This window comes from Fluviicola chungangensis, assembly GCF_007558725.1.
Taxonomy (GTDB): Bacteria; Bacteroidota; Bacteroidia; order Flavobacteriales_D; family Crocinitomicaceae; genus Fluviicola; species Fluviicola chungangensis.
This window is the reverse complement of sequence record NZ_VLPL01000003.1, coordinates 587,142-600,445: the sequence shown is the minus strand read 5'-3', so window position 1 is coordinate 600,445 and position 13,304 is coordinate 587,142. Positions and strand designations below refer to the sequence as shown.

The following is a 13,304-nucleotide window of genomic DNA, read 5'->3' as shown; positions in this document are numbered from 1 at the left end:
CTACTTATGAAGAAACAGTTATGTAAATTAACTTTCTTAGCTTTTTCATGCGTTACTACTATGACCGCATTTTCTCAAAATTATTTGGGTGTACACAGTAGTAACTATGCCGGAGTTATGGGATTAGACGTGCAGCCTGCCAGCTTCGTCGACGGAAGATTCATTGTCGACATCAATCTGGCAAGCGCAAATGTCGGGGCCTGGCAAAATGCCAAGTATTTTAAAACAGATGTCATGCCGAAATGGTGGTTGAAATCTTTCAAGAAAGATACCATGTGGATGAAGCCGGACAGTACCTTGTACGATCGTTCCATTTTTGATTTATACGACTACAACAAAACAGGAGTCAAAACAAGAGGAGTTTATTTGAACTATCAAATTGATATCCTGAATTTTGCATTCCACATTAATCCAAAAATCGCCATCGGTTTCGCTGCTAAAAGCAGAATGATCACCAACGTGGATGATATCGATCCGAAACTGGCAAAACTGGCACAGGAAGGATTGGATTTCGCAACATTGTGGAACTTGCAGCTAAAAGACAAATTAGTCACTACAAACATGATGGCATGGAACGAATATGGCATCAATTACGGACAGGTGGTGATGGATAAAGGAGAACATTTTCTCAAAGTCGGCGGCCGGGTTAAACTATTGCAGGGAGTTGCTTCCGCATATGCCTATACGGATGAGCTGGATTATGAACTCCTGAACAAGGATACGGCAACTTCCTTAAAAGGAAACTTTAAATATGGTTATTCGGATAATCTGGACGATGATTTGAAGAACTTTCACGCGAAGGACTTCTTTAAATCGGCATCGAAACTTGGATTTGGCTTGGATTTGGGGGTTGTTTACGAATGGCGTCCGAAATACAAACAGTACAAGTATGAAATGGATGGCGAAACAGATCTTTGGATGCGGAATGAAAATAAATACGAGTTGCGTGCCGGAGTTTCCATTTTGGATATCGGTGGTATGAAATTTACGAAAGGTGGTAAAAGCCGTGACTTCTCAGTCAATACCACGACGCTTGACTTGCGTATTTTTGACAAAGCAAAATCGTTCGCTTCTTTCGATTCGATCATTGACAGTTTAATTACCAACGATACCGGCTGGAACGCGAACCAGGGAACCGGAGCATCTTATTATATGAACACTCCGACTGCTTTGAATATCCAATTGGATTACCATATCTGGAAATGGTTCTATATTAATGCTACCGGTAACATCAACATGATCGGTAAGAAAAACCCTTCACGTGTAAAAACTCCGAACCAATTCGCGATTACACCAAGTTTCGATTATGCCTGGTTTGGATTATACGTTCCTGTCTCCGTGAACAACTATTCCGGCTGGAAAGCAGGTATCGCTTCAAGACTCGGGCCAATTACCGTTGGAGTAGTTGATTTCAACTCGCTTTTTGCAAGAGGAAAAGTGCGTGGAACCGAATTCTTCCTTGGACTTCGCTTACCGATTCTTTATACAAAACCGGATGACAGAGATGGCGATAAGGTTTCAGACAAGAAAGATGAGTGTATCGAAACTCCAGGTGTTTGGGCGTTCAAAGGATGTCCTGATACGGATGGGGATGGAATTAAGGATGTGGAAGATTTGTGTCCTGAAACTCCTGGATTACTGGAATTCCAGGGATGTCCTGACCGTGACGGTGACAAAATTCCGGATAAAGATGACGCTTGTCCTGATTTAGCAGGTTTAGCAGCTTTCAGAGGATGTCCTGACACAGATGAAGATGGAATCATCGATCCAAACGACAGCTGTCCTACTGTGAAAGGTTTACCGGCATTCAACGGTTGTCCTGATCGTGATGGTGACGGAATCCAGGATTCTGAAGATGCTTGTCCGGATCTTCCTGGTCCGTTGGCTAACCAGGGATGCCCTGATACGGATAACGACGGATTGTTCGACAACGTAGATAAGTGTCCTACTGAATATGGTTCAAAAGAAAACAATGGTTGTCCTTGGCCGGATACGGATGGAGACGGATTGTACGATAAAGACGACGATTGTCCTACCATACCGGGTGTCATTGAAAATCGCGGTTGTCCTAAGATCGAGAAAGAAGAACAAGAGATTCTGAATACTGCATTTGAGAACCTGGAATTCGCATCAGGTAAAGCAGTAATTCTTGCAACTTCATTCAAATCATTGGATGACCTGGCTGCATTGTTAATCAAAAAACCAGAGTGGAAATTACAAATCGCTGGTCACACGGATAGCAAAGGTGATCCGAAGAAAAACATGAAACTTTCCAAGGATCGCGCTGAGTCAGTTAAGAAGTACTTAGCTGATAAAGGTGTGGATGTAACACGATTGAAGGCTGAATGGTATGGTCAAACCAAACCAATTGCAACAAACGCAACGCCTGAAGGTCGTCAGAAAAACAGACGTGTAGAAATGAATGTGATCTTCCAATAGAAAATCAATAAAATCATACAAAACGTAGGGCCGGAAAATTTTCCGGCCCTACGTTGTTTTATACCATTTTATTTTCCCAATACCTCTTTGCGATGGGCAAGGCCCCAATAATGCAATTCCTCGATCACTTTTTCCAGGGATTTCCCGTGTTCTGTAATCGTATATTGTACCGTCGGAGGAAAGGTATCAAACACTTCTCGCGTAATCAGTTTATTGGACTCCAACAATTTCAATTCGCGAGATAAAGTCTTGTCTGTAATCCCCGAAACCTCTCTGCTTAACTCCTTGAATCGCTTGGATCCGCCAGACAATGCAAATAAGATCAACAATTTCCATCTTCCTTCGACAGCTTCCAACGCATCTTTAATCGACAAAATATTCTTGGGGCATCCTCCTGTTGATAACATCATTTTCCTTTTAATCCAATACTTCCCATTTGGATAGTGCTATCCAAACAGGAAGTACTTTCGTTTGGATAGCAAAGCTACCTATTTTTATCCGATAATTAAAAACAGAACAAACAATGAAAAAAACAATGCATGTACTCCTTTGGGTCGCTCAATTTCTTCTTGGAATCACATTAATCTGGGCAGCATCCCTCAAACTGTTTCAACCGATCGAACAATTAAAAACAATGTGGCCCTGGACAGGTGAAATTGCTCCGGCATTGGTTCGGTCAACTGGTGTAATCGATCTGTTGGGAGCTTTGGGAGTTCTTCTGCCTTCCCTATTCCGTTTCAAACCGCTTCTGGCCTCCATTGCGGCATTCGGGATTGTATTATTGATGATCAGCGCAAGTGTCTTTCATGTTTTCCGGGGCGAAACTCCTCAGATAGGATTCAATATTATCTTCGGATTAATAGCCGGGTTTGTCGCTTACGGAAGATGGAAACTCGCTCCTATTCCATCCAAATAATCAAGGGATTTTCAAAGGATAAAAAAAGGGACGCAACGTATTGCGTCCCTGAATGATTATCAATCGCGAATCGGATATCGAAACAGTACCTTCACTTATTTCAGCAAATTCACATGTCCCACATATTCATGGTGATTGTCTTTGTTACGTTCCTTAATGACAATTTTCCAGGTGTAAACACCCTCTTTGCACAAATGCCCCATGTAGGTTCCGTCCCAACCGTAATCCAGGTTATGCGACTCAAACAACACTTCTCCCCATCGATCGAAAATCAGCAAAGTGTAATTCTGACTGTCAAATCCGGAACTGAATACCGGGAAGAAAATATTGTTGTGTTCATCTCCATCCGGAGTGAAGGTATTCGGTACATAGAAAATCAAATCATCCACAACCGAAACAACTACAATGGCACTGTCATTACAACCGCTTTCATTGCTTGCATGTAAAATCACGTGATAAACACCTGTCGTGTTTGGATATGCATGCGTTGGATTCGTTGCAGCAGATGTCGCACCATCTCCAAATTCCCAAACATAAGCCGTTGCATTCGAAGACGTATTGGTAAAATTAAATACCGGGTATAAAATCGATTGTTCATAAACGTTGACCCCGAAAGATGCATTTACCTGTGGTGAAATAGTAATCATATCACTTTGTGTCAATGATCCGGTACAGCCGTTTATATCCGTAACCGTCAGGGTTACATCATAAATTCCCGAAGCGCTGTATTGTTGGGTTACAGATCCACAACCGGTCTGAGTTCCCCCTCCTTCGAATGTCCATACACAATTAACCGATCCCGGGCTGGTATTCGTGAAGGTCACAGAAACAGGAGCGCATCCACCAATAACGTTGCTGGTGAATTGAACAGGTAAAGAAGTGTATGTGACTACAACGGGTTCAACATCAGAACATCCCCCAGGGCTTGAAAGCCGGATGTAATAAGTTCCTGCCGTAGTAATTGCATTTGGAGATGCCAATGGAACAGTACAGGCTGCATCTGAGAAATATTCGAGTGTTCCGGAACCTGCATTAATCGTAGTCACACCCGGAGCTGTTAAGTCAACTGTTTCCGGAGCACAAACTGCCGCCGGATCCGTAACCGTAATATCCGGACCAGGCACCACCGTTACGGAAGTTGTTACCGTAGAATTACAACCTGCCAATGATGTTAGTGTGCACTGGTAGGTAAATGTTCCTGTTGTAGTTGGTGTAATGGATAGCGTATTCGATGTGCCAAGTACCGTTCCCGGATTAGAAGTTTCCACCCAGGAATAACTCGCTGCCCCAACGGGAGCAGTCAACACAGAAGTTTGGAATTGACAAACATCCGGCGGGGAAACAATCTCCATCGGTGCACACGTTGCATCCAGGTAAGCATATGCATAATGCGCTCCCTGCGAACAATCCCCCACAGTAAATCGAATCGTAATACACGAACCGATATAAGGTGTCAGATCCAGCATGACAGGTGTCCAATCCTTCCAGAACACACCTGTATTCCCTATTTGCGTAAATCCTGGAATTCCAGGACCACCGGTAACCAATAAATTACCGCAGGCGATCGGGTTTCCGAAACAATCCTGCGCATCGATTTGAAAATAAGGCTGTTCTTGAGCAAGGTGTGGAATCGTATCTCCGGTTGTCTGGTCAATGTTATAAGCATTTTGTAATACCGCAGCATAATAATAAGTAAACAAGGCATTGGAAGACGTTACCTGGAATTTCTGCTCGATCCTGGAGCCCCCGTATGCACCGTTCGGACCATCTCCCAAACGAATGGAATTGGTATTTCCCGGGACAAGCGGACACACCTGATCAATTGGAGCCTGGATATCTACACCTCCGGTCGTTATAGTGTGTTGCCCGGAGTTCATGGAAAAGAACATCGGGGTATAAATCGGTGTTAAATCACCTGCCGAACCGGTTTGCATGGAATGTCCCCAGGAACCCAACCAACCGGATGCCGAACCTGAATCAAATCCAATATTTGTACAAGCGGGTTGAGTCGGACTTGGCGGAACTGCCGGAATGATAGTAGTAATTTGGATAGCATAATCGAATCCATTCAAATTGCCACCGTCCACCATAAAATAATAGCAGTCACCTGCTACCGGATCAAATGGAATTCCGTAAGTCCCTGAATCATCGCCAAAAATCTGTGTTTGTGCCACAGCCGTCCCGGTAAATGCATCGAAAATGGTAATCTGCGGCAATACAGGATTCGCCGTCCCACCCGGAGTAAAGGAAATTGTTGTCCAGATCGTTGCACTGGAAGTAGCACAATAATAATAGAACCAATCCGGTCCGTCGTCAAATCCCGAACTTATGTCATCGTAATCATTTGCAGCGAAAGTTGTTGATCCAAGCGCATTCAAAGGTAAGGAGATGGGAGAAAAACTGGCACTGGTAGGATCATCAGCACCCTGGGAAAACCCCGTAAAACTCAGGAGAAAGAATACAGGCAAAAGGACATGGGTCCAATGAATATTTTTTTTCATAAAAAAGGCGGTATTCGATATTATCTTGATTTTGGATTTCTGTAGATATACAACATTTCCATCCGTTGTATAAATGGAAAGATCATTTGATTGGTAGTAGCTCCTTTGAACTGAATGGAAATATCGAGTCCGTTGATATCAACTTGAGTAATTGCATTCAGGGATTCCATGTAATTCTCCAATTCAGCTAAAACTGTAGTTTCAAGCGGAGACTTTAAGTGGTAGATGATCGTAGAAGACCCCACTCCCGAAATATTGGGATTGGCGTAGACATGATCTTCATGTGTTTCAGACTGTTGACCGTAAGCTGTAATCGCAGAAAAAAGGAAAAACGCAGCAGTAAAGTTCAAACAGTTAATGAAATGCTTGTTCATTAAATGATTAATTTAGTTCAGTTCTGCAAAGTTGACGAAAAAAAGAGAGTTGGGTTGTCCATTTTGTTGAAATTAATCCTTTTTTAACATTCATCCACTTTCAATTAACAGTAAAGGCGGTTCCATACTTACAGAACCGCCTTACTTATCTGGTACTTTCATGTATATTATTTCAGGAGATTCACATGACCGACGTACTCGTTATGTTTGTCTTTATTGCGTTCTTTAATGATAATCTTCCAGGTATACGTGCCTTCTTTACACAACTGCCCCCTGTAAGTTCCGTCCCATCCGAAATCCACATTATGCGATTCAAATAAGACCTCTCCCCATCGGTCAAAAATCAATAAGGTATAATTCTGCCCGTCAAATCCCGAACTGAATACCGGGAAGAACACATTGTTGAACTCATCTCCATCCGGAGTGAAGGTATTCGGTACATAGAAAATCAATTCGTCTATGACGGAAACTACTGCAACTGCACTATCTAAACATCCGGCTGCGTTAGATGCATACAAAATAATATGATACACGCCGGGTTGATCATCGTAAGTATGAATTGGACTGGTTTGGCTTGAAGTACTTCCATCACCGAATTCCCAGGTATACGATGTGGCATTGGTCGAAGTGTTTGTAAAATGGAATACCGGGTACAAAATGGATTGTTCGTAGACGTCTACTCCGAAAGACGCATTGACTTCCGGATATATCGTGATCATATCGGTATTCGTCAGCGTATTGCTGCAACCATTCGCATCTGTAATGGTTAAGGTCGCATCGTAAACACCTGCAGATCCGTATTGTTGCGTAATTGGTCCGCACCCTGTTTGTGTTCCTCCACCTTCAAAGGTCCAAACACAGTTTACGGAATTCGGACTGGTATTCGTAAAAGTAATTGAAGCGGGTGCACATCCGTCGATAGCATCACTGGTGAATGAAATCAATGGCAACGGATTGATCGTAACCGTAACGAGATCAGTAGCCTGACAACCCAACGCATTGGTAACGGTTACGGTATATTGGGTTGTTCCTGCAATGGTAGTGCTTACCGTCGGATTAGAAATCGTTGCATCGCTCAATCCGGTCGTCGGATTCCAGGAATAGCTATTTCCTGCAACTGCTGCCGAACCGATCTGATTTCCAGTCGATGAGTTAATACACAAACTAATATCAGTACCCGCATTTGCCGTAGGATTATTACTTACTCCAATTGTAAATGTTACGCTTGATCCCGAACAGCCGTTCAATGTAGGGATAACCGATATTGTTCCACTAACAGGTGTCGTTCCCGGGTTAACTGCTGCAAAAACGGGGATATTACCATTTCCGTTTGCACCAAGACCGATTGCTGTATTTGAATTTGTCCAGCTGTAAGTCGCCCCGGCTGGAACGGATGTAAACACCGGAATACTCACATTATCTCCCGGACATACCAGCATGTCTGCAACCGGGTCCATTACAGGATTCGGATCAACGGTTATAGTGACAGAACCCGTTAAAATATTGGTGCAGGAAGCAGGAGCCGCGGATTGAGCTGAAACAAGGGTATAAGTAATCATATTATTCAAAATACCAGTGTTCACCGTTGCATTTCCCGCAGCATTCAGAACCACGTTCGAGTTACTCGTCCCATTGGAATAAACAATCGTCGCATTCGGGGTTCCTGAAAGAGTAAAGGTTGTTGAATTCCCCGCACAAATTGTAGAAGCACCGGAAATGGTTGCTGTTGGCAAAGCGTTCACGACCACTGTAACTGTTTGCGAACAGCCATTGCTATTGGTATAGGTAATGGTAGTGTTTCCGGCGGAAATTCCGGTTACCAAACCTGTATTCGAAATCGTTGCAATCGCTGTATTGGACGAAGTCCATGGTGCGGATGCATTTGCAGTTCCTGAACCCGTTAATTGGGTTGTTGAACCGGCACATACACTCAGGTTCCCGGTAATTGTCGGTAACGGGTTAATCGTTACGACTGCCGTGCTTTGACACGAAGATGCATTGGTAAACGTAATGGTAGTTGTTCCGGCAGAAACTCCGGTCACCAGCCCCGTATTTGAAACGGTAGCGACCGCTGTATTGGAAGAGGTCCATGGATTCGTGACATTGGCTGTTCCGGTTGCAGATAGCTGGGTCGTCGCACCGATGCATGCACTTAATGTTCCGGTTATTGCAGGATTTCCAACTACATTCAAAGACATCGTATTGGAACAACCATTGGAATTGGTATATGTAATCGTGGTAGAACCAACCGAAATACCTGTTACCAAACCGGTATTTGAAACAGTTGCAACTGCAGTATTGGAAGATACCCACGGATTCGTTGCATTGGCTGTTCCGGAACCTGTCAATTGAGTCGTTCCACCCATACATACATCTGAACCTGTAACAGTAGGAAGCGGATTCACGGTCACAACTTTTGTATCCAAACATCCGCTGGAATTGGTATACGTTATGTTTGTTGTTCCGGCTGTGAGTGAAGTAACCAATCCGGTATTGGAAACAGTCGCCACGGCGGTATTGGAAGATACCCACGGATTCGTGGCATTAGCTGTTCCTGTTCCGCTTAGCTGGGTCGTAGCACCAACACAGACAATCAGGTTACCTGATATTGTTGCACCGGACGTGATTGTTACTGCTTGTGTCACCGTACATCCACTCGAGTTCATATACGTAATTGTACTTGTTCCCGCCACAATTCCTGTTACCAAACCTGTTGAAGAAACAGTCGCCACCCCAGTATTGGAAGAAGCCCATGGGGTTGCAGCTGCCGGAGTTCCGCTTCCCGCTAATTGAGTAGAAGATCCCGCACAAGCAGTAAAGGTTCCACCAATTGTTGGTGTTGGATTGACTGTAATGGTAAAGTTCTGTGGGGTTCCCGGACAACCATTCAATGTTGGTGTTACCGTGATAGTCGCTGTAACAGGCGAAGCGGTTGCATTCGTGGCTGTAAATGCTCCGATGTTACCTGTGCCGCTTGCGCCCAACCCGATCGAAGTCGTGTTATTCGCCCAGTTGAAAGTAGTTGTAGCGGTATTATTTCCGGTGAAAGTAACTGCGGTTGTCGATGCATTTGCGCAAACAGTTTGCGATGCCGGAGCGTTCACTGTCGGAATAGGATTTACCGTAATAGTAAAGTTCTGTGGAGTTCCGGGACAACCATTCAATGTCGGTGTTACCGTAATAGTCGCTGTAATCGGAGAAGCCGTTGCATTCGTGGCTGTAAATGCTCCGATGTTCCCTGTGCCGCTCGCTCCCAACCCGATCGAAGTCGTGTTATTCGTCCAATTGAAAGTGGTCGTCGCTGTATTATTTCCGGTGAAATTAACTGCAGTTGTCGATGCATTTGCACAAACAGTTTGCGGCGCAGGTGCATTTACCGTAGGTAATGGATTGACTGTAATAGTAAAATTCTGTGAGGTTCCCGGACAACCATTCAACGTTGGTGTTACCGTGATAGTCGCTGTAACAGGCGAAGCGGTTGCATTCGTGGCTGTAAATGCTCCGATGTTTCCTGTACCGTTTGCGCCCAACCCGATTGAAGTCGTGTTATTCGTCCAATCAAAAGTGGTCGTCGCTGTATTATTTCCGGTGAAAGTAACTGCGGTTGTTGATGCATTTGCACAAACGGTTTGCGGTGCCGGAGCGTTCACGGTCGGAATAGGATTTACCGTAATAGTAAAGTTCTGTGGGGTTCCGGGACAACCATTCAATGTTGGTGTTACCGTAATATTCGCTGTAACCGGAGAAGCTGTTGCATTCGTAGCTGTAAATGCTCCGATGTTTCCTATACCGTTTGCGCCCAACCCGATTGAAGTCGTGTTATTCGTCCAATCAAAAGTGGTCGTCGCTGTATTATTTCCGGTGAAAGTAACTGCAGTTGTCGATGCATTTGCACAAACAGTTTGCGGCGCAGGTGCATTTACCGTAGGTAATGGATTGACTGTAATAGTAAAGTTCTGTGGGGTTCCCGGACAACCATTCAATATTGGTGTTACCGTGATAGTCGCTGTAACAGGCGAAGCGGTTGCATTCGTGGCTGTAAATGCTCCGATGTTCCCTGTGCCGCTTGCGCCCAACCCGATTGAAGTCGTGTTATTCGCCCAGTTGAAAGTAGTTGTAGCGGTATTATTTCCAGTGAAAGTAACTGCGGTTGTCGATGCATTTGCACAAACGGTTTGCGGTGCCGGAGCGTTCACGGTCGGAATAGGATTTACCGTAATAGTAAAGTTCTGTGGGGTTCCCGGACAACCATTCAATGTTGGTGTTACCGTGATAGTCGCTGTAACCGGAGAAGCTGTTGCATTCGTGGCTGTAAATGCTCCGATGTTACCTGTGCCGCTCGCTCCCAATCCGATCGAAGTCGTGTTATTCGTCCAATTGAAAGTGGTCGTCGCTGTATTATTTCCGGTGAAAGTAACTGCAGTTGTCGATGCATTTGCACAAACGGTTTGAGCAGCTACCGCATTCACCGTTGGAGTCTGGGTAACTGTAATTGTTGCCGAACCCGACTGGTTTTGCGAACATCCCATTGCGCTGGTCACACTGACTAAGTTATAGGTAAATGTACCTGCTGTTCCGGTTGGAGCATTAAGGGTTGCAGTTGTTCCCGCTCCGCTGCTTACCGTTTGGTTAGCACCACCGTTGATGTTATAAGTGAACGTATACGGAGCTGTTCCGCTTGCTCCCGTAAAAGTAATGGTCGGAGCAGCTGTATTCTGACAAACTGTCGTCGTTCCTGCGATAGTAGCTGTAGGAAGTGGATTTACGGTAATAACTACATTATCCGTTGATGTACAACCTCCAATCGCATTTGTTCCTGTTAAGGTATAAGTGGTCGTAGTTGTCGGTGAAACGGTCGGGGTGAGCGTCGTTGAATTGGTCATATTCGTTGTTGGTGACCATACGAAAGTTGTCGGTACATAATTATTAAATGTAATCGACCAATCAGTTAAAGTCCCGATATCACCTGTTGCAAGATCATATACCTGCAAGGTCCAGGTTCCATTCACAGCACATGAATTTAACAACGAAAATGCTTGCTCAGGAGTAAAGCTGCCTGTAAAAGGTGCTGCTCCCGTTGTAACCGATGGAGCCCCCGAAGGAACAAAAGTGGTATTCGTATAATTAGCTCCGGACCCTCCGTTATCTGAAGTAAGATCAATTGTACTTCCGTTCGGACAAACAAGCCAAACGGTAATGTCACCGTCATATGTATGTGTGATGTTCATATTTACTGAAACAATCGGCAAAACTCCCGGCGTTTGGGGGCTAATCCCACTGACAACTATCGGTGAATTCACAGGTGTCACACTTCCGTCATTCAATACAAAATCGGTTGTATTTGTAAATGTTACTGGATTGTTGTAACCGGCCGGCGTGAGGGTTGCATTCAAATTCACACTCGCTCCCGTACAGATTGATTGATTCGCTGTTACAACATTAGCTGTCGGACTGGCATTTACAGTTACAGTAACCGGTTCAATCTCATAGCAACCATTCGCATTCAGAATTTGGATATAGTATGTCCCACTAGTCGACACCGCATTAGGAGAAGCGATCGGGACTGTACATGCAGCATCCGAAAAATAACCGATTGTTCCGGAGCCGGAGTTAATGGTTACGACACTTGAACTGGTCAAATCAACTGTTCCGGGAGAACAAACTGCCGGTGGGTTAGTCACAGTAATTTGCGGTGTCGGCAAAACAGTAACCGATGAAGTCAAGGTCGAGTTACATCCCGTAATTGATGTCATCGTACATTGATAGGTAAATGTTCCTGTTGCAGTTGGAGTAATAGATAAAATATTCGATGTGCCCAATATGGTTCCCGGTGAAGAAGTTTCTACCCAGGAATAGGTCGCAGCTCCTGTCGGAGCAGTTAATGTCGAAGTTTGAAATTGACAAATATTCGGTGGAGCAACAATACTCATAGGTGCACACGTTGCATCGAGGTAAGCATATGCATAGTGAGCACCTATAGAACAGTCACCCACAGTAAAGCGCATGGTTACACAAGATCCGATATATGGAGTTAAATCCAGCATAACCGGTGTCCAGTCTTTCCAATAAGTTCCGCTAGTTCCGATTTGAGTAAACCCGGGTATTCCAGGGCCTCCTGTCACCAATAAGTTTCCACAAGTAATGGGAGTGCCGGCACAGTTTAGCGCTTCGATCTTAAAATAAGGCTGCTCCTGGTCCGTGTGTGCTGTTGACCCGGAGGCTCCACCATCCTGAATGACCAGGGCATAATAATAAGTAAACAGGGCGTTTGAGGCGGTTACCTGGAATTTTTGTTCGATACTGGCGCCACCATAAGCCCCGTTTGGTCCGTCACCAAGCATCAGTGAATTGGTATTTCCGGGAATCTGCGGACAAACCGTTTGAATCGGGGCCTGTAAATCCATTCCCGGAGTAGTAACGGTATGATGACCGCCGGTTGTGTTGTAAAAAATAGGTGTATAAGTCGGAGTTGGTTGCGGAAAAACACCTGTTTGCATGGAATGTCCCCAGGAACCTAACCATCCGGAAGTTGAACCTGCATCAAAACCAATATTGGTGCAAGCCGGTTGTGTCGGATTAGCAGGATGGGCCGGAGTGGTATTTGAAATTTGAATGTTGTAATTAAATCCCGGCGGACCGCTTATTCCATCGTTATCAACTACAAAATAATAACACTGTCCTGTCAAGGGGGTAAATGGTATTCCATAAGTTCCGGAAACATCGCCAAAAACCTGAGTTTGAGCAAGTAAAGTTCCTGTTGCATCCAAAACAGTAATTGACGGCATAACCGGGTTTGCCAATCCACCCGGTGTAAACGTGATCGTGACCCACAATGTTGCATTTGTAGGAGCACAATAATAATAGTACCAATCCGGACCATCATCGAACGTCGTTCCGGCGGCATTGTAATTATTTGCCGCTGAAGTGGTTGAACCCGCTGCATTAAAAGGAAGGGAAATCGGAACGGAGGTAGCACCTGCCTGTGTATCCGCTCCTTGCGAAAGAACGGAAAAATGGAAAAGGACGAATAGAGGTAAAATTAAATAACCCCAAAAAGTAGTTGTTTTCATACCG

General features: G+C 44.7%; 6 protein-coding genes. 2 read left to right on the top strand and 4 right to left on the bottom strand.

Features of this window, described 5'->3' with window-relative positions:
- Positions 1 to 6: 6 nt before the first annotated feature.
- Complete coding sequence (locus FO442_RS08840) at positions 7 to 2,439, top strand: DUF5723 family protein (protein ID WP_144332796.1); 2,433 nt, start codon at positions 7 to 9, stop codon at positions 2,437 to 2,439.
- A 68-nt stretch (positions 2,440 to 2,507) separates the two neighbouring features.
- Here the strand turns inward: FO442_RS08840 and FO442_RS08835 are convergent, their stop codons facing one another.
- Positions 2,508 to 2,849, bottom strand: coding sequence for a winged helix-turn-helix transcriptional regulator (locus FO442_RS08835; protein ID WP_246073833.1), 342 nt, complete (start codon positions 2,847 to 2,849; stop codon positions 2,508 to 2,510).
- A 113-nt stretch (positions 2,850 to 2,962) separates the two neighbouring features.
- On the opposite strand from FO442_RS08835, the gene FO442_RS08830 reads away from it, so the two are divergent.
- Positions 2,963 to 3,355, top strand: coding sequence for a DoxX family protein (locus tag FO442_RS08830; RefSeq protein WP_144332795.1), 393 nt, complete (start codon positions 2,963 to 2,965; stop codon positions 3,353 to 3,355).
- Between the two features lie 95 nt (positions 3,356 to 3,450).
- On the opposite strand, the gene FO442_RS08825 is transcribed toward FO442_RS08830, so the two are convergent.
- The 3 genes from FO442_RS08825 to FO442_RS08815 form a co-directional block, all read right to left on the bottom strand.
- Positions 3,451 to 5,856, bottom strand: coding sequence for a PKD domain-containing protein (locus FO442_RS08825; protein WP_144332794.1), 2,406 nt, complete (start codon positions 5,854 to 5,856; stop codon positions 3,451 to 3,453).
- 20 nt (positions 5,857 to 5,876) lie between these two features.
- Entirely contained in the window at positions 5,877 to 6,230 is a 354-nt protein-coding gene (locus FO442_RS08820; protein ID WP_144332793.1) for a hypothetical protein, read from the bottom strand.
- A gap of 167 nt (positions 6,231 to 6,397) precedes the next feature.
- Positions 6,398 to 13,300, bottom strand: a complete 6,903-nt coding sequence (locus FO442_RS08815; protein WP_144332792.1) for an Ig-like domain-containing protein — start codon at positions 13,298 to 13,300, stop codon at positions 6,398 to 6,400.
- Between the last annotated feature and the right edge of the window lie 4 nt (positions 13,301 to 13,304).